The organism is Citricoccus sp., from assembly GCF_035445025.1.
Classification (GTDB): Bacteria; Actinomycetota; Actinomycetes; order Actinomycetales; family Micrococcaceae; genus Citricoccus.
The window spans coordinates 9,376-26,305 of the sequence record NZ_DAOMPX010000029.1 but is presented as its reverse complement, the minus strand read 5'-3'; the positions used below and the strand labels follow the sequence as shown (position 1 = coordinate 26,305).

The window sequence follows — 16,930 nt, the reverse complement described above, 5'->3', positions numbered from 1 at the left end:
CCCATGGGTCAGAAGATCAACCCGAACGGATTCCGCCTCGGCATCACCACCGACCACGTCTCGCACTGGTTCGCCGACTCCAGCAAGGAGGGCCAGCGGTACAAGGACTTCCTCAAGGAAGACATCAAGATCCGCGAGCTGATGACCGACGGCATGGAGCGCGCCGGCATCTCGAAGGTGGAGATCGAGCGCACCCGTGACCGCGTGCGTGTGGACATCCACACCGCCCGTCCCGGCATCGTGATCGGTCGCCGCGGCGCCGAGGCCGACCGTATCCGCGGCGAGCTCGAGAAGCTCACCAAGAAGCAGATCCAGTTGAACATCCTCGAGGTCAAGAACCCCGAGGTCGACGCCCAGCTGGTCGCCCAGGGTGTGGCCGAGCAGCTCGCCTCGCGCGTGGCCTTCCGCCGCGCGATGAAGAAGGCCATCCAGTCCGCCACTCGCGCCGGTGCCAAGGGCATCCGGATCCAGTGCGCCGGTCGTCTGGGCGGGGCCGAGATGTCCCGCTCGGAGTTCTACCGCGAGGGTCGCGTGCCGCTGCACACCCTGCGGGCGAACATCGACTTCGGCAAGTTCGAAGCCAAGACCACCTTCGGCCGCATCGGCGTGAAGGTCTGGATCTACAAGGGCGACCTGACGGCCAAGGAACTGGCCGCCAAGGAAGCCGCAGCCCCGTCCGGCCGTGGCCGTGGTGGCGAGCGTCGTGGCCCGGGGGGTGGCGGTGACCGCCGTCGCCGTACCGACCGCGCCCCGCGCCAGGACGCCGGCCAGCAGACTGCGCCGCAGGGCGGCGCCGCTGAAGGAGGCAATGCCTGATGCTGATTCCCCGTCGAGTCAAGTACCGCAAGCAGCACCACCCCAAGCGCTCGGGTAACGCCAAGGGCGGCACCGCCGTCACCTTCGGCGAGTGGGGCATCCAGGCCCTGACCCCGGCCTACGTGACGAACCGGCAGATCGAGTCCGCCCGTATCGCCATGACCCGCTACATCAAGCGTGGCGGCAACGTGTGGATCAACATCTACCCGGACCGCCCGCTCACCAAGAAGCCTGCCGAGACCCGCATGGGTTCCGGTAAGGGTTCCCCCGAGTGGTGGGTCGCCAACATCAAGCCGGGCCGTGTGCTCTTCGAGCTGTCCGGCGTCAGCGAGGACGTGGCCCGTGAGGCGCTGCGCCTGGCAATGCACAAGCTGCCCCTGAAGGCACGTATCGTCCGCCGAGAGGGTGGTGAGTGATCATGGCTATCGGTTCGAAGGAACTGAACGTCGAGGCCCTGGACGGCCTGGACAACGCCCGTCTGGCCGAGGAGCTCAAGCGCTCCAAGGAGGAGCTGTTCAACCTCCGGTTCCAGTCGGCCACCGGCCAGCTGGACAACCACGGCCGTCTGAAGACCGTCAAGCGGGACATCGCCCGGATCTACACGATCCTGCGGGAGCGCGAGCTCGGGATCCGCGAGGACGTCGAGGCTCCGGCCGAGGACGTGGCGGCCGAGAAGACCGACAAGAAGGCCGCCCGCAAGGCTGCCAAGACCGAGAAGACCGAGGAGGAGGCCAAGTGACCGAGAACGCGAACACCGAGTCTGCGAACACCCAGACCGAGGCCAGCGCCCGCGGCTACCGCAAGTCCCTCCGTGGCGTCGTGGTCTCCGACAAGATGGACAAGACCATCGTCGTCGAGGTCCAGGACCTGAAGAAGCACGCGCTGTACGGCAAGGTCATGCGTACGTCGAAGAAGCTCAAGGCCCACGACGAGCAGAACACCGCCGGCGTCGGCGACGTCGTGCTGCTCGCCGAGACCCGTCCGCTCTCCGCCACCAAGCGGTGGCGGCTGGTCGAGGTCATCGAGCGCGCCAAGTAAGGCACGCTTCAGCCACGAGGGCCCCGGACTGCAATTAGCAGACCGGGGCCCTCGTGCGCTAGGATGACATGTCTGTGCGCCCTTGTTGGCGGGACTATCCACCCCGCGCGCCAAGGGTTTCGCAAAAAACCTCCCGACCAGCCGCCTCGGCCTTGCCCTGCGGACTGCGGGTCCTGGAACCACCGTTCCCCGTCTGAACCGGGGGAGCGGCACGGACAGGTCCGGCGGACCCGCCACCAGGGGCAGGGGTAAGCAGCCCGGGATGATCAAAATATCCGTTCCGCAAGGCTCGCCCGGCATCGGGGGAGAACCAGCGCGACGACAGGAGTAACTAGTGATTCAGCAGGAGTCGCGGCTCAAGGTCGCCGACAACACCGGTGCCAAGGAGATCTTGACCATCCGTGTTCTCGGTGGTTCCGGACGCCGCTACGCAGGCATCGGCGACACCATCGTCGCCACCGTCAAGGACGCCATCCCCGGCGGCAACGTCAAGAAGGGCGACGTCGTCAAGGCCGTCATCGTCCGGACCAAGAAGGAGCGCCGTCGTCCCGACGGTTCCTACATCAAGTTCGACGAGAACGCCGCCGTCATCCTCAAGACCGACGGCGAACCGCGCGGCACCCGCATCTTCGGCCCCGTGGGCCGCGAGCTGCGCGACAAGAAGTTCATGAAGATCGTGTCGCTGGCACCGGAGGTGATCTGACCACCATGGCAAAGATCAAGAAGGACGATCTCGTCCAGATCATCGCCGGCAAGGACAAGGGCAAGCAGGGCAAGGTCCTGCGGGTCTTCCCGTCCCGTGACCGCGTGCTCGTGGAGGGCGTGAACCGCGTCACCAAGCACCTGCGTGCCGGCCAGAACAACCAGGGTTCCACCGAAGGCGGCCTGCAGGTCGTCGAGGCCCCGGTCCACATCTCCAACGTGGCCGTCGTGGATCCCGAGACCAAGAAGCCGACCCGCGTGGGCTACCGCTTCGAGACCGTGGAGAAGAACGGCGAGACCAAGACCGTCAAGGTCCGGTTCGCCAAGTCCTCCGGAAAGGAGCTGTGATGACTGAGGTGCAGACTGCAGACACCACCGCTGCCCCGACGGTGACCCCGCGCCTGAAGACGAAGTACCGCGAGGAGATCAAGGCTGCCCTGCAGTCCGAGTTCCAGTACGGCAACGTCATGCAGGTCCCCGGCCTGGTCAAGGTCGTCGTGAACATGGGCGTCGGCGAGGCCGCGAAGGACTCGAAGATCATCGACGGCGCGATCCGCGACCTGACCCTGATCACCGGCCAGAAGCCGCAGGTCACCAAGGCCCGCAAGTCGATCGCCCAGTTCAAGCTGCGCGAGGGCATGCCGATCGGCACCCACGCCACGCTGCGCGGGGACCGCATGTGGGAGTTCCTGGACCGCCTGGTCACCTTCGCGCTGCCGCGTATCCGTGACTTCCGCGGCCTGAGCCCGAAGCAGTTCGACGGCAACGGCAACTACACCTTCGGCCTGTCTGAGCAGTCGGTCTTCCACGAGATCGACCAGGACAAGATCGACCGCGTGCGCGGCATGGACATCACCGTGGTGACCACCGCCAAGAACGACGACGAAGGGCGCGCGCTGCTCAAGGCGCTCGGCTTCCCGTTCCAGACGACCGACAAGAAGTAAGTATCTACGTCGCAGGTCCCCACCGGTGAACCGGGAAGGGAAACCGTGACGAGGAAGGGCACGAAGCCCACATGACCATGACAGATCCTGTCGCAGACATGCTCACGCGTCTGCGCAACGCCAACTCGGCCTACCACGACTCCGTCGAGATGCCGTCTTCCAAGCTGAAGATCCGCGTCGCCGACATCCTCAAGGCCGAGGGCTACATCGCCGACTACAAGGAAGAGGACGCCCAGGTGGGCAAGAAGCTCGTCATCGAGCTGAAGTTCGGTCCTCAGCGCGAGCGGGCCATCGCCGGCCTGCGCCGCATCTCCAAGCCCGGTCTGCGCGTGTACGCCAAGTCCACGAACCTCCCGCACGTGCTGGGCGGCCTGGGTATCGCCATCCTGTCCACCTCCTCCGGTCTGCTCACCGACCGTCAGGCAGCCAAGAAGGGCGTGGGTGGGGAAGTCCTCGCCTACGTCTGGTAAACGGCAGACGGAAGAAAGGTAGAACAGCATGTCACGTATTGGACGTCTTCCGATCACCGTGCCGTCCGGCGTCGATGTCACCATCGACGGTGCGACCGTGTCCGTCAAGGGCCCGAAGGGTGAACTGAGCCACCAGGTGGCCACCCCCATCGAGGTCTCCCTCGAGGAGGGCACCCTGACGGTGACCCGCCCGAACGACGAGCGCGAGTCCCGGTCCCTGCACGGACTGACCCGTACCCTCATCGACAACATGATCGTGGGGGTGACCAACGGCTACGAGAAGCAGCTGGAGGTCATCGGCACCGGTTACCGCGTGCTGGCCAAGGGCTCGGACCTCGAGTTCGCCCTCGGCTACTCGCACCCCGTTCCCGTCAAGGCCCCCGAAGGCATCGCCTTCAAGGTCGAGGGCAACAAGGTGACCGTGTCCGGCATCGACAAGCAGCGCGTCGGCGAGACCGCCGCGAACATCCGCAAGCTGCGCAAGCCCGACCCGTACAAGGGCAAGGGCGTGCGTTACGCCGGCGAGGTTATCCGCCGCAAGGCCGGAAAGGCAGGTAAGTAATGTCCACGCTGAAAGTGAAGGGCAAGGGCAAGTACGTCTCCCGTACCCGCCGCCACCTCCGCGTCCGCAAGCGGATCTCCGGCACCGCCGTGCGTCCGCGCCTGGTCGTCAACCGCTCCGCACGGCACATGTTCGTGCAGGTCGTGGACGACACCCGCGGTGTGACCCTGGCCTCCGCCTCCACCATGGAGGCCGACGTGCGCGCCCTCGAGGGCGACAAGTCCGCCAAGGCCAAGCGCGTCGGCGAGCTCGTTGCCGAGCGCGCCAAGGCTGCCGGCATTGAGGCCGTCGTGTTCGACCGCGGCGGCAACAAGTACCACGGCCGCGTGGCCGCCGTCGCCGACGGCGCCCGGGAAGGTGGGCTGCAGCTGTGAGCGAGACCAACAACGAGAAGGGCACTCAGGTGACCGAAAGCACTGAGAACACTGCCGCCGGCACCGTCTCGGAGACCTCTGCCGGTTCGGCGAGCCAGTCGACCGAGGCCGGCCGCGGCGGTCGCGGTTCCGACCGCAACGACCGCGGTGGTCGCGGTGGCAACGACCGTGGTGGTCGTGGCGGCCGTGGTGGTCGTGACGACCGCGGCGGCCGCGGTGGGCGCGACGACGACCGGGACAAGTTCCTCGAGCGCGTCGTGAACATCAACCGCGTCTCCAAGGTCGTCAAGGGCGGCCGCCGGTTCTCCTTCACCGCCCTGGTGGTCGTCGGTGACGGCGACGGCATGGTCGGCGTCGGCTACGGCAAGGCCAAGGAAGTTCCCGCGGCCATCTCCAAGGGCGTGGAAGAGGCCAAGAAGAACTTCTTCCGCGTCCCGCGCGTCGGGTCCACCATCCCGCACCTGGTGCAGGGTGAGGACGCCGCCGGCGTCGTGCTGCTGCGTCCGGCCTCCCCGGGTACCGGCGTGATCGCCGGTGGTCCGGTGCGCGCCGTGCTGGAGTGCGCCGGTGTCCACGACGTGCTGTCCAAGTCGATGGGTTCCTCGAACGTGATCAACATCGTGCGCGGTACCGTCGACGCCCTGAAGAGGCTTGAGGAGCCCCAGGCCGTGGCTGCCCGTCGTGGCAAGTCGCTGGACGAGGTCGCTCCCCACGCCATGCTCCGCACCATGGAGCAGGATCGTGCGAAGAAGAAGGCAGGTGTGGCGGCGAATGGCTGATAACACCAACAACGGAAGCACCCGTAAGAACGTGGTGGTCAGCGACGCGACGCTCGCGATCACCCAGGTGAAGTCCGTCATCGGCGGAAAGCAGAACCAGCGGGACACCCTGCGGTCCCTGGGCCTGAAGCGGATCGGCCACACGGTCACCCGCAAGGCCGACCAGGTCACCGTGGGCATGGTCAACACCGTGCCGCACCTGGTGACGGTTGAGGAGGTCAACAATGCCTGACGAGATCCAGAACGCCATCAAGGTCCACGACCTGCGGCCGGCCCCCGGCGCCAAGACCGCCAAGACCCGTGTGGGTCGTGGTGAGGCGTCCAAGGGCAAGACCGCCGGTCGCGGTACCAAGGGCACCAAGGCGCGCTACCAGGTGAAGGCCGGCTTCGAAGGCGGCCAGCTGCCGCTGCAGATGCGCCTGCCGAAGCTGCGCGGCTTCAAGAACCCGTTCAAGGTCGAGTTCCAGGTCGTGAACCTGGACAAGCTGTCGGAGCACTTCCCGGCCGGCGGTGACGTGACCGTGGACGACCTGGTCGCCAAGGGCCTGGTCCGCAAGAACCAGCCGGTGAAGGTCCTCGGGACCGGCGAGATCACCGTGGCCGTGAACGTGAAGGCCAACGCCTTCTCCTCGTCCGCGACCGAGAAGATCTCTGCTGCCGGCGGGTCCACCGAGACCCTCTGACCAGTCCTGATCAGTACTGAGGACGGCCCCCGGGCCGCCGTCGCCACCGTGCATTCGGTGGGGACTGCGGCACGGGGGCCGTCCTGCTTCCGATAGACTCGCCCAGTGGTCCGTGCCGCTTCCCGGCACCACCACGCCACCACCCCACCTCCAGGAGGACGCTTGTTCAGCGCGATTGCCCGGGTTTTCCGGACGCCCGACCTGCGGCGAAAGATCTGGTTCACCCTCGGGATCATCGTCATCTACCGGCTGGGCGCGTTCGTCCCCGCACCCGGGGTGGACTACGGCGCCGTCCAGGTGTGCCTGGCCCAGGGCAACACCTCCGGTGGGCTGTACTCGTTCGTGAACATGTTCTCCGGCGGCGCCATGCTGCAGGTCTCCATCTTCGCGCTGGGCATCATGCCGTACATCACCGCGGCGATCATCGTGCAGTTGCTGCGCGTGGTCATCCCGCGCTTCGAGGAGCTGCAGAAGGAGGGTGCGCAGGGCCAGTCCAAGCTGACCCAGTACACCCGGTACCTGACCATCGCCCTCGGCCTGCTCAACGCCACCACGATCGCCTCGCTGGCCCGCACGGGAGCGCTGCTCGGCTGCAACCTGCCGATCGTCCCGGCCGACAACCTGTGGACCGTGCTGCTGCTGATCGTCACCCTGACCACCGGCACGATCGTCATCATGTGGCTGGGCGAGCTGATCACCGAGAAGGGTGTCGGCAACGGCATGTCCCTGCTGATCTTCCTGTCCATCGCCGCCGGCTTCCCGGCCGGCCTGGGCCAGATCTGGACCACCCAGGGCTGGCGGGTCTTCGGCATCGTGCTGGTGGTCGGACTGCTGACCATCATGGCCGTGGTGTTCGTGGAGGAGTCCCAGCGCCGGATCCCGGTGCAGTACGCCAAGCGCCAGATCGGCCGGCGCACCGTGGGCGGCACCACCACCTACATCCCGATCAAGGTGAACATGGCCGGTGTCATCCCCGTCATCTTCGCGTCCTCGATCATGATGCTCCCGGGCATCCTCATCCAGTTCAACACCCCGCAGGACGGCTCCCCGCCGCCGCAGTGGGTCATCTTCCTCTCCGAGTACTTCGGCACCGGGTCCCACCCGGTCTACATGACGCTGTTCTTCCTGCTCACCATCGGGTTCACGTACTTCTACGTGACGATCACGTTCAACCCGGTGGAGATCAGCGACAACATGAAGAAATACGGCGGCTTCATCCCCGGTGTCCGCGCCGGCCGGCCGACCGAGCGGTACCTCGAGTACGTCATCAGCCGCATCACCTTCCCGGGCGCCCTCTACCTGGGCGTGCTGGCGATGATCCCCATGATCGCGTTCGTGCTGATCAACGCGGACCAGAACTTCCCGTTCGGGGGGATCTCCATCCTCATCATGGTGGGCGTGGCCCTGCAGACCATCAAGCAGATCAATGCACAGATGGAGCAACACAACTACGAGGGGCTGCTGCGCTAGCAGGTAGCATTCCCCGTGACCCCATCCGTCCTTCCCTGAAGGAAACTGAGCCGCGATCCGTCCGGATCCGATCCTCCGTATCGACAGTAAGGAACCACCATGACCCGAATGCTGATCATGGGCCCTCCCGGGTCCGGCAAGGGCACGCAGGCCGCCCGTATCGCGGACAAGCTCGGCATCGTGGCCATCTCCACGGGCGACATCTTCCGGTACAACGTCAAGGAGATGACGGACCTCGGCAAGGAGGCCAAGGTCTTCATCGACAACGGTGACTTCGTCCCGGACGACGTCACGAACCGCATGGTGGCGGACCGCCTGACGCACTCGGACGCCGAGCGCGGCTTCCTGCTCGACGGCTACCCCCGCACCGCGGGCCAGGTCAAGGCGCTGGACGCGATGCTGGCCGAGTCCGGCCAGGAGCTCGCGGTGGTCGTGGAGCTGACCGTCCCGGACGAGGAGCTCGTCACCCGCCTGCTGCACCGCGCGGAGGTCGAGGGCCGCGCCGACGACACCGCAGAGGTCATCCAGCACCGCCTGGACCTGTACCACGAGGAGACCGCCGCCGTGATCGAGTCCTACGCGGACCGCGGCATCGTCACCCGCGTGGACGGCACCGGCCAGATCGACGACGTCACCGAGCGCCTGCTGCAGGCCGTGTACTCCGTGCGTGAGCGCACCGGCAGCATCCCGGCCGTGTCCACGGTCGACGCCGGCGACGCTGAGTCCTGAGCGCCCACCCATGCTGAACCGCCGCCAGGTCGAGCTGAAGACCGTCCCGCAGATGCAGACCATGCACCGCGCGGGACTGGTCCTGCACCGGGCCCTGGACGCCGCCGTCGCCGCCGCGGTCCCCGGGACGACAACGGCCGCCGTCGACGCCGTCTTCGCCGGGGTCCTGGCGGAGGCCGGCGCGACGCCGAACTTTCTGGGTTACTACGGCTACCCGGCCACCATCTGCGCCTCGGTGAACGAGGAGGTGGTGCACGGGATCCCGGGCGACCGGGTGCTGCAGGCCGGGGACGTGCTGAAGATCGACGGCGGCTGCATCATCGACGGCTGGCACTCGGACTCCGCGCGGACGGTCATCCTGGGCAGCTCGGCGGCCGGGACCGCCGATCCCGAGGACGAGCGGCTCTCCGAGATCACCCGCCAGGCGCTGTGGGTGGGCATCGCGGCCCTGGCCACGGCCAAGTACGTGGGGGACATCGGGGACGCGATCGACGACTTCGTCAGCTCGCAGCCGGGCGCCCCGCTGGGCATCCTGCAGGACTACGTGGGCCACGGCATCGGCACCGCCATGCACCAGGCCCCGGACGTGCTCAACTACCGCTCGAAGCACCGCGGGCCGAAGGTCAAGCCGGGCCTGTGCCTGGCGATCGAGCCCATGCTGGTGCGCGGTTCGCTCGAGACGGACGTGCTGGAGGACGACTGGACCGTCGTCACCCGGGACGGCGCGCGCGCCAGCCAGTGGGAGCACTCGGTGGCGCGCCACCGCGGTGGCATCTGGGTCCTCACCGAGCCCGACGGCGGCGCGGCCGGCCTGGCCGCGCACGGCGTGGTTCCGGTGCCCCTCGGCGAGTGACCGGTAGATTCCTCCCCGTGGCCTGCTGATTTCCCTTCCTCCACCAAAGCCAGTACCATAGATTGCTGGTTGTCTCTACGGTGCGTGTCCACGCCCCGATCGGGCAATTGGAAACATCCCCGTCCGTCCTCCCGCCGCCGTGGCCCCGTGTCACCGGTTGCGGGGAGCGGGCACAACGTAAGTGGAGGACATGGCTAAGAAGGAAGGTGTCATCGAGGTCGAGGGCACGGTCAGCGAGGCATTGCCGAATGCGATGTTCCGCGTCCGCCTGCAGAACGAGCACGTCGTTCTGGCCACGATCTCGGGAAAGATGCGTCAGCACTACATCCGGATCCTCCCTGAGGACCGGGTCGTCGTTGAGCTTAGCCCCTACGACCTCAACCGGGGTCGAATCGTGTACCGCTACAAGTAAACCCACCCACACAACTGCTAACTGAACAGCTAGCGCTGGAGGAGGAACCATGAAGGTTCAGCCGAGCGTGAAGCGGATCTGCGACAAGTGCCAGGTCGTGCGCCGTAAGGGCCGCGTTCTGGTGATCTGCGAGAACCCACGCCACAAGCAGCGCCAGGGCTGACCTCGTCTCACGACGGGATCGTCCACGCGCAGCACCGGTCCTGACGGACCTGGTCCATTCCGGACCGAACAGCAGCACAGCCGGCGTCATCCACGGATGACCACGGCAACCCCTGGACGCAGAGGCCGGGGACCCGAACCGCGTGAGACGCCGGTCGGCGGATTGAGAACCCGGAACTTCGCCGGGACCGCCGTACAGGGCACCGCAGGGAATCCACGTCACGGTGATTCCCGGGGGAGGGGACGTGCTGGTGCAGACCTTTGCTTCAGAAGAACGAGGAGGACGGCCATATGGCACGTCTAGCAGGCGTCGACATCCCGCGCGAGAAGCGCATCGTCATCGCTCTCACGTACATCTTCGGTGTGGGCCAGACCCGCGCCGAGCAGACCCTGGCAGCGACCGGGGTCGACCCGAACACCCGCGTGAAGGATCTCAGCGACGAACAGCTGGTGGCTCTGCGCGATTACATCGAGGCCAACTTCAAGGTCGAGGGCGACCTGCGGCGCGAGGTCGCCGCGGACATCCGCCGCAAGGTGGAGATCGGCTCCTACGAGGGGCTGCGTCACCGTCGTGGACTGCCCGTCCGCGGCCAGCGCACCAAGACCAACGCCCGTACCCGCAAGGGTCCGAAGAAGACCGTCGCCGGCAAGAAGAAGTAACGCTTCCCGGCTCTATCGCCTCGATCCGGGCCTGGCTGGCTGCACGGTTGTGCCGCACAGCGAGTCCGGGTCCCGCCCAGATCCAGCTTTCGTAGGAGACACACATGCCCCCCAAGACACGTGCTGCGGGTGTCCGCAAGCCTCGTCGCAAGGACAAGAAGAACATCACCGTGGGCCAGGCCCACATCAAGAGCACCTTCAACAACACCATCGTGTCCATCACGGACACCACCGGTGCTGTCATCTCGTGGGCCTCGGCCGGCGAGGTGGGCTTCAAGGGTTCGCGCAAGTCCACCCCCTACGCCGCCCAGATGGCCGCTGAGAAGGCCGCCAAGGCCGCTCAGGAGCACGGGCTGCGCAAGGTGGACGTGTTCGTGAAGGGTCCCGGCTCCGGCCGCGAGACCGCGATCCGTTCGCTGCAGGCCGCCGGGCTCGAGGTGGGCTCCATCTCGGACGTCACCCCCTCCGCCCACAACGGTTGCCGTCCGGCCAAGCGCCGCCGCGTCTGACCCCCGTGCCGAGCGCACGCCCCGGGCGTGCGGTCCTCACTCGAGTTCTCTCGTGAGGGCCGCCCGTCGCGGGGCGTGCGCGCCGGTGCTTCCAGCCCACCCCATTCGTTTCCACCCATCGTGTGCGTCATATGGCGGACGCTCGCCGAAAGGAAATGTCAGTGCTCATTGCACAGCGCCCCACGCTGACTGAAGAAGTCGTATCCGACAACCGCTCCCGATTCGTCATCGAGCCCCTGGAGCCGGGTTTCGGCTACACCCTCGGCAACTCCCTTCGCCGGACCCTGCTGTCCTCCATCCCGGGCGCTGCTGTCACCAGCATCCGCGTGGATGGCGTGCTGCACGAGTTCAGCACCGTCGCCGGTGTGAAGGAAGACGTCACCGAGGTCATCCTGAACATCAAGAAGCTGTCGGTCTCCTCCGAGCACGATGAGCCCGTCGTGGCGTACCTGCGCAAGCAGGGCCCCGGCGTCGTCACCGCCGCGGACATCACGTCCCCGGCCGGCGTCGAGGTCCACAACCCGGACCTGCACATCGCCACGCTGAACGGCAAGGGCAAGTTCGACATGGAGCTCATCGTCGAGCGTGGCCGTGGTTACGTCACCGCCGCCCAGAACAAGAGCGCGGATGCCGAGATCGGCCGGATTCCGGTCGACTCCATCTACTCTCCGGTCCTGAAGGTCACCTTCAAGGTCGAGGCCACCCGTGTGGAGCAGCGCACCGACTTCGACAGCCTGATCCTCGACGTCGAGACCAAGGAGTCCATGCTTCCGCGTGACGCCGTGGCCTCGGCCGGCACCACCCTGGTGGAGCTGTTCGGGCTGGCTCGCGAGCTGAACGTCGATGCCGAGGGCATCGAGATCGGCCCGAACCCGACGGAGACCGACATCACCACCGATCTGGCCCTGCCGATCGAGGAGCTGGAGATGACCGTGCGCTCGTACAACTGCCTGAAGCGCGAGGGCATCCACACCGTCGGCGAGCTGGTCGCTCGCTCCGAGGCCGACCTGATGGACATCCGGAACTTCGGTGCCAAGTCCATCGACGAAGTCAAGGAAAAGCTGACCGAACTGGGTCTGTCCCTGAAGGACTCCCCGGCTGGCTACGACCCCTCGCTGCACTCCCAGGAGTCGGACGAGGAGTCCTACGGCGCCGAGTACTGAGCCGCCGTACCACCACCCATAGCGTCCTGATGGCCGGCAGCCGTCAGGGTCCATCTGAGGAGAATCACCAATGCCTACCCCCACCAAGGGACCGCGCCTGGGCGGCGGCCCTGCCCACGAGCGGATCATGCTGGCCAACCTCTCGGCCAACCTGTTCGAGCACAAGAAGATCACCACGACGGTGACCAAGGCCAAGCGCCTGCGTCCCTTCGCCGAGCGCCTGATCACCTTCGCCAAGAAGGGTGACCTCGCGTCCCGCCGCAAGGTCCAGGGCATCATCTCGGCGAAGAACCGCACGAACAAGACGATCGTGCACGAGCTCTTCACCGTGATCGCACCGGCCATGGCCAACCGCGAGGGTGGCTACACCCGCATCACCAAGATCGGCAACCGTCACGGCGACAACGCCCCGATGGCCGTCATCGAGCTCGTCATGGAGCCGGTGTCCCCGAAGCAGGCCGTGGTCCAGGAGGCCGAGAAGGCCACCGAGACCGCCGCTCCGGCTGCCCCGGCCGCCGAGACCGAGGCCACCGAGGCTCCGGTCAACGAGGCCGAGACCGCTGAGGCTCCGGCCGCTGAGGCCGATACCCCGGCCGCTGCCGAGACCGAGTCCGCCGACTCCACCGAGGCTCCGGCCGAGGAGAAGTCCGAGGACAAGTGATCCTCACCCGCCGTCCGTGACAGCCCCGCTGTTCGCGACTGCGTCGTTCCGACCCGCTTTCCCCACCTGCGTGGGGGAGGCGGGTCGTTGCGTTGGGGATGGAGGCGGGGGCGGGCCAGGGCCGCGTGGGGGCCGCGGTGCGTGGGCGGGCGACGGGTGGGTCAGACCAGCCCTGAGGCCAGTACGAAGATGGCCCCGCCGTGGGCGACCGTCGACCCGAGGACACCGTGCCGCAACGCCACGATGGCGCAGACGAGTCCTTCGAAGAGCGTGAACGCGACCAGCGGCCAGCCGATATCGGTCACGGTGTAGGCCAGGAACAGGTGTCCGGCTGCGAAGATCAGGCCCGACAGCAGGGCGGCCCTCCAGCGGCCGCTCCGGCCTGGACTCTCGTCCTCCAGGTGCGCCTGGAGGAAGCCGCGGAACAGCACCTCCTCGAGGAGGTTGCCGCACAGGGCGAACACCGCGAGCACGATCAGTAACCCCGCGGGGACGGTGCCGCCGCGGTCCTCGACGGGGATCACCGGCATTCCGCCCGACAACGCCGGGAACCACGCGCCGATCGTGCCGTACAGCCACAGGAACGGCAGCACGATGAGGGCCATGCCCAGCACGCCGGCCAGGACCGAGGTCCACCAGCGGTGTCCGGTCCACAGGACGGTCCAGCGCTGTTCCCGGCACGCCAGCACGGCGCCGGCCGCCAACACGAGCGAGGCGACCGCCAGCACGAGCAGCGCGATCGGATCGTCGGTGAACCGCAACCAGAGCCGCGGTATCTCGAACGGGGCGGCCTCCACGGCGGAACCGACGTCCGTCGTGCCGAACTTCCAGAGCCCGTGGGAGGTCATCGCGTCCCGGGCAAAGATGAATCCCAGGATCAGCACCAGGACCCGTACACCGTGGGCCTGACGGGGGAGGAGCATCACGACGACAGACACCAGGATGATGCCCGGCGTGACGGTCAGCAGGTAGGACATCCACGGTTCCATGCCTGTCATTCTGCCGTCCCGGCCGCACCGCTCCGGTCTCCGTCCTAGGATGAACCCCATGCCCTCGACGCCCGAAACCGTACCGAGCGACTCGGCGCTTTCTGGAGGTGCACCCTCGGATCCCGCACTCGTCCGCGTCAGGCTGGACCTCGCCTACGACGGCACGGACTACAACGGCTGGGCCACCCAGCCGGGGCTGCCCACCGTCCAGGGGGCACTGGAAGACGGCCTGGGGATGATCATCCGCCGTCCCGTGCGAACGGTCGTCGCCGGTCGCACGGACGCGGGCGTGCATGCTCGGGGACAGGTCGTCCACTTCGACCTGACCGAGGCCGAGTGGCTGGGGGTCACGCGCGGCCGCGAGGGTCTGGATCCGGCGTCGACGCTGGTGCGGCGGCTGTCCGGCGCCCTCAGCCGCGAACACGGGGCCCTGACCATCCACCGCGCCGCACGGGCGCCCGAGGGTTTCGACGCGCGATTCTCCGCCCTGTGGCGGTCCTACAGCTACGCGATCAGCGACGCGCCGGAAACCCGTGACCCCCTGAACCGCCGCTACACGTTCTGGCACAAGACCGCCCTGGACGTCGAGGCGATGCATGCGGAGGCGGTCTCCGTCCTGGGTCTGCACGACTTCCTGACGTTCTGCAGGCCGCGCGACGGGGCCACGACCATCCGGGAACTGCAGGATTTCGGATTCACGCGGGATGCCCAGAGCGGCGTCATCGTCGCCCGGCTGCAGGCCGATGCGTTCTGCCACAACATGGTGCGGGCGCTGGTGGCCGCCGTCATCCAGGTGGGGGAGGGCCGTCACGGACAGGGCTGGGTCGCCGAGCGGTTGGAGGTCATGGTCCGCGACTCGCAGACCAAGCTTGCGCCGCCGCACGCCCTGGTACTGGAACACGTCCGGTATCCGGACGACGGCGCCGACCCGGGTGCCCATGCCGCCCGTGCCGAGGGAACGCGCGCCAAGCGCCGCAGCCACGAAACGGTCGCGCGAGGACGGCCGAACGTCGGCAACGGGTCCTGAAACAACCGCACGGCAGACCGCGCTCGCGGGACCCACTACTGCCGCCAGTATCGGTTGCGCTGGGGTCGCTGCCGTGGATCCAGATAGGGAGCCGGTATGAACCACGGCCGCCCGGATCTCATGTCGATCTCCCAGGCGCCGGCGTGCACCGCGTGATGATGATGGTTGCACAGCAGTACCCCGTTGTCCGCAGACGTGGGTCCACCCCGTTCCCAGTGCTCCACGTGGTGGACATCGCACCACGGTGCAGGAATGCTGCATCCCGGTGCAGCGCAACCGCCGTCCCTGGCAGCGATGGCCTGACGGAGCCGTGCGGGGAAGAGCCGCTGGGCCCGTCCGACGTCAAGCACCTGGCCGTCACCACCCAGGACCACCGGCAGGATGTCCGCGTCGCAGGCCAGGGTGCGGATGTTCTGTGGGTGGACCGTCCCGGTGAAGGCAGCATGCGACTGGAACCGGGCCAGGTCCTCCACGGTGATGGTTCCCGTGTCCACGAGATCCCGCAGCAGCGTCCGGTAATCGATAGTCACGGCCACCTGGGGGCGCATCCCGCCCGTCCAGGGGAGGGTCTTGCTGTCGGCCACGGCGAGGCCTCCGGACAGGCAGGCAATCAGGCCGTCGAGCCGCTTCTGGTTGTCCGTGCGCGGATCGGTCGGTGGTTCGGTATCGCCGTCGTCGGCCTCCGCTCCGCGCGCGGCCTGCCCGGGTTCGGGGCTGTTCTGCCGGGCCCGGGGATTGGTCGCAGCAGAGGCGATGGTCATGAGGATCTCGTGCTGGGCGTCGTTCGCGGACAGCAACCACTGATGGAAACCGTTGCTCTTGCCCTTGTGCACCAGCCCCTGGAGCCGTGGGGAATCGAGGTCGACCGGTTCCTTCCCGTCAGGATCCACTGCAGCCTCGAAGTGCTTCAACCAGTGATGGCACACCTTCTGCAGGTTTCGCGGGTCCATGGTCTGCCCCTGCTCGACCATGAGGTTTTCGCCCTGGCGGATCATGTGGTCCGCGGCCTGGGGATCGATGCCTGCGCGGTCGGCGATCGTGCGAGCCTCGGCCAGGGTGTTGTTGACGTGGTCGATGGCGGATCGGTCCAGCAGGCCCTCGAGCACGGCGCCGGCGAGCTGGGGAAGCCGAGGAGGCAGAGTCTCGCCCGTCATGGCCCGTGACTCGCAGAGGACGGCGGCATGGCGAAGCCTGCGCCTGCTCTCGGAGATGTCCACGCGAAGCACGCCCCGCAGGTAGTCGGCCGTGTCCCGGAATGCCGTCTTGCCCTCCGGCATCCCGAGCAGCCGAGACCTCTCGGCCGGCAGGTCGAAGACCTCCGCCGTGTGGCCCGCCAGGGACATCTGCGCCGCCGTGACGGAGCGGGCCACAGTCTCGAGCGCGTGGTGGAGGGCCGGCAGCGTGAGAGTGGCATCCTCGATGTCAACCCCCGGGAGAGGTCTCCCATCCATCACATCAGCACGGGACGCGCGCGAGGATTGGGCGCAGGGAGTCGACGGTGGCAGGCGGTCCACTGCGGTTTCCGTGCCTGACGAACCATTGGGGTGACGCATGGTTCCACAGTCGCGCTCACGCCCCTCCCGGTGGAGCACGGGAGCGAGTTCGTCCAGTGACCGTGCAGATGAGAGCCTGCGCGTCAGCGACGTGGATGCCGCAGAGGCGAGCCGAATGAGCTCCTCGAGAGGCAGCAGGTCGAGGTCGTCGGCGAGAGGTGCCGCGGGAGTCTCATGTTCCTGCGCCGTCATCCTGGCCTCCTCCCGGCCTGCCCCGGAGGCTGTTGACCCCGGTTGTAGAACTGATGTTCGAATACATCCATCCCATCACGAGCCTCGTGGAGAGGAAAGCGATTGAGAGAATCTGTGGACGACACGCGGTAAGTGGTCACCTGTGGAGTTCGGAGTGGGGTCGGGCGTCACTCCCGGCTCCC

General features: G+C 67.3%; 25 protein-coding genes. 23 read left to right on the top strand and 2 right to left on the bottom strand.

Features of this window, described 5'->3' with window-relative positions; translation table 11 throughout:
- Window positions 1–3: 3 nt before the first annotated feature.
- The 22 genes from rpsC to rplQ all read left to right on the top strand — a co-directional run bounded on the left by rpsC (window position 4) and on the right by rplQ (window position 12,987).
- Entirely contained in the window at window positions 4–816 is an 813-nt protein-coding gene (gene rpsC, locus PLJ28_RS10340; RefSeq protein ID WP_183527544.1) for a 30S ribosomal protein S3, read from the top strand.
- Window positions 816–1,232 (top strand): 50S ribosomal protein L16, encoded by a 417-nt coding sequence (rplP, locus tag PLJ28_RS10335; protein ID WP_010145312.1) that lies wholly within the window; start codon window positions 816–818, stop codon window positions 1,230–1,232. Before rpsC ends, rplP begins: the two co-directional genes overlap by 1 nt.
- 2 nt (window positions 1,233–1,234) lie before the next feature.
- Window positions 1,235–1,555 carry a 50S ribosomal protein L29 gene (gene rpmC / locus PLJ28_RS10330; protein ID WP_029139313.1) on the top strand — a complete coding sequence of 107 codons (321 nt, stop codon included), beginning with the start codon at window positions 1,235–1,237 and terminating at the stop codon, window positions 1,553–1,555.
- Window positions 1,552–1,854 (top strand): 30S ribosomal protein S17, encoded by a 303-nt coding sequence (gene rpsQ, locus PLJ28_RS10325; RefSeq protein WP_010145310.1) that lies wholly within the window; start codon window positions 1,552–1,554, stop codon window positions 1,852–1,854. Before rpmC ends, rpsQ begins: the two co-directional genes overlap by 4 nt.
- Window positions 1,855–2,188: 334 nt before the next feature.
- A complete protein-coding gene (rplN, locus tag PLJ28_RS10320; protein WP_010145309.1) occupies window positions 2,189–2,557 on the top strand; it encodes a 50S ribosomal protein L14 in 369 nt (122 codons plus the stop codon).
- A gap of 5 nt (window positions 2,558–2,562) precedes the next feature.
- On the top strand, window positions 2,563–2,904 hold the full coding sequence (rplX, locus tag PLJ28_RS10315; RefSeq protein WP_010145308.1) for a 50S ribosomal protein L24: 342 nt from the start codon (window positions 2,563–2,565) through the stop codon (window positions 2,902–2,904).
- The gene (gene rplE / locus PLJ28_RS10310; protein WP_010145307.1) at window positions 2,904–3,500 is read left to right on the top strand and encodes a 50S ribosomal protein L5; all 597 of its coding nucleotides are present in this window, start codon (window positions 2,904–2,906) and stop codon (window positions 3,498–3,500) included. The genes rplX and rplE overlap by 1 nt, the downstream gene beginning before the upstream one ends.
- A 71-nt stretch (window positions 3,501–3,571) precedes the next feature.
- Window positions 3,572–3,970: a 30S ribosomal protein S8 gene (gene rpsH / locus PLJ28_RS10305; RefSeq protein ID WP_029139312.1), complete on the top strand. Its 399-nt coding sequence runs from the start codon at window positions 3,572–3,574 to the stop codon at window positions 3,968–3,970.
- Window positions 3,971–3,998: 28 nt separating this feature from the next.
- The gene (gene rplF / locus PLJ28_RS10300; RefSeq protein ID WP_029139311.1) at window positions 3,999–4,532 is read left to right on the top strand and encodes a 50S ribosomal protein L6; all 534 of its coding nucleotides are present in this window, start codon (window positions 3,999–4,001) and stop codon (window positions 4,530–4,532) included.
- Window positions 4,532–4,906, top strand: coding sequence for a 50S ribosomal protein L18 (gene rplR, locus PLJ28_RS10295; protein ID WP_183527542.1), 375 nt, complete (start codon window positions 4,532–4,534; stop codon window positions 4,904–4,906). Before rplF ends, rplR begins: the two co-directional genes overlap by 1 nt.
- Window positions 4,903–5,685: a 30S ribosomal protein S5 gene (gene rpsE, locus PLJ28_RS10290; RefSeq protein WP_010145303.1), complete on the top strand. Its 783-nt coding sequence runs from the start codon at window positions 4,903–4,905 to the stop codon at window positions 5,683–5,685. Before rplR ends, rpsE begins: the two co-directional genes overlap by 4 nt.
- Window positions 5,678–5,917: a 50S ribosomal protein L30 gene (rpmD, locus tag PLJ28_RS10285; protein WP_183527540.1), complete on the top strand. Its 240-nt coding sequence runs from the start codon at window positions 5,678–5,680 to the stop codon at window positions 5,915–5,917. The genes rpsE and rpmD overlap by 8 nt, the downstream gene beginning before the upstream one ends.
- Complete coding sequence (gene rplO / locus PLJ28_RS10280; protein ID WP_183527538.1) at window positions 5,910–6,368, top strand: 50S ribosomal protein L15; 459 nt, start codon at window positions 5,910–5,912, stop codon at window positions 6,366–6,368. Before rpmD ends, rplO begins: the two co-directional genes overlap by 8 nt.
- Window positions 6,369–6,530: 162 nt before the next feature.
- Window positions 6,531–7,838 carry a preprotein translocase subunit SecY gene (secY, locus tag PLJ28_RS10275; RefSeq protein ID WP_183527536.1) on the top strand — a complete coding sequence of 436 codons (1,308 nt, stop codon included), beginning with the start codon at window positions 6,531–6,533 and terminating at the stop codon, window positions 7,836–7,838.
- A 99-nt stretch (window positions 7,839–7,937) separates the two neighbouring features.
- On the top strand, window positions 7,938–8,567 hold the full coding sequence (locus PLJ28_RS10270; protein WP_183527534.1) for an adenylate kinase: 630 nt from the start codon (window positions 7,938–7,940) through the stop codon (window positions 8,565–8,567).
- Between the two features lie 10 nt (window positions 8,568–8,577).
- Window positions 8,578–9,420: a type I methionyl aminopeptidase gene (gene map, locus PLJ28_RS10265; protein ID WP_183527531.1), complete on the top strand. Its 843-nt coding sequence runs from the start codon at window positions 8,578–8,580 to the stop codon at window positions 9,418–9,420.
- A gap of 190 nt (window positions 9,421–9,610) precedes the next feature.
- Window positions 9,611–9,832: a translation initiation factor IF-1 gene (gene infA, locus PLJ28_RS10260; protein WP_010080397.1), complete on the top strand. Its 222-nt coding sequence runs from the start codon at window positions 9,611–9,613 to the stop codon at window positions 9,830–9,832.
- A 49-nt stretch (window positions 9,833–9,881) separates the two neighbouring features.
- Window positions 9,882–9,995, top strand: coding sequence for a 50S ribosomal protein L36 (gene rpmJ, locus PLJ28_RS10255; RefSeq protein WP_010145295.1), 114 nt, complete (start codon window positions 9,882–9,884; stop codon window positions 9,993–9,995).
- Window positions 9,996–10,285: 290 nt separating this feature from the next.
- Window positions 10,286–10,654: a 30S ribosomal protein S13 gene (gene rpsM, locus PLJ28_RS10250; RefSeq protein WP_010145294.1), complete on the top strand. Its 369-nt coding sequence runs from the start codon at window positions 10,286–10,288 to the stop codon at window positions 10,652–10,654.
- 104 nt (window positions 10,655–10,758) lie between these two features.
- The gene (gene rpsK / locus PLJ28_RS10245) at window positions 10,759–11,163 is read left to right on the top strand and encodes a 30S ribosomal protein S11 (RefSeq protein ID WP_010145293.1); all 405 of its coding nucleotides are present in this window, start codon (window positions 10,759–10,761) and stop codon (window positions 11,161–11,163) included.
- Window positions 11,164–11,324: 161 nt separating this feature from the next.
- Window positions 11,325–12,326, top strand: coding sequence for a DNA-directed RNA polymerase subunit alpha (locus PLJ28_RS10240; protein ID WP_010145292.1), 1,002 nt, complete (start codon window positions 11,325–11,327; stop codon window positions 12,324–12,326).
- Between the two features lie 70 nt (window positions 12,327–12,396).
- Window positions 12,397–12,987, top strand: coding sequence for a 50S ribosomal protein L17 (gene rplQ, locus PLJ28_RS10235; protein WP_183527529.1), 591 nt, complete (start codon window positions 12,397–12,399; stop codon window positions 12,985–12,987).
- Window positions 12,988–13,148: 161 nt separating this feature from the next.
- Here rplQ and PLJ28_RS10230 read toward each other — a convergent pair whose 3' ends face one another.
- Entirely contained in the window at window positions 13,149–13,964 is an 816-nt protein-coding gene (locus tag PLJ28_RS10230) for a CPBP family glutamic-type intramembrane protease (protein ID WP_324590101.1), read from the bottom strand.
- A gap of 70 nt (window positions 13,965–14,034) precedes the next feature.
- Here PLJ28_RS10230 and truA point away from each other — a divergent pair, with 70 nt between their 5' ends.
- The gene (truA, locus tag PLJ28_RS10225; protein WP_183527525.1) at window positions 14,035–15,003 is read left to right on the top strand and encodes a tRNA pseudouridine(38-40) synthase TruA; all 969 of its coding nucleotides are present in this window, start codon (window positions 14,035–14,037) and stop codon (window positions 15,001–15,003) included.
- Between the two features lie 35 nt (window positions 15,004–15,038).
- Here truA and PLJ28_RS10220 read toward each other — a convergent pair whose 3' ends face one another.
- Complete coding sequence (locus PLJ28_RS10220; protein ID WP_324590100.1) at window positions 15,039–16,748, bottom strand: HNH endonuclease signature motif containing protein; 1,710 nt, start codon at window positions 16,746–16,748, stop codon at window positions 15,039–15,041.
- Window positions 16,749–16,930 lie beyond the last annotated feature (182 nt).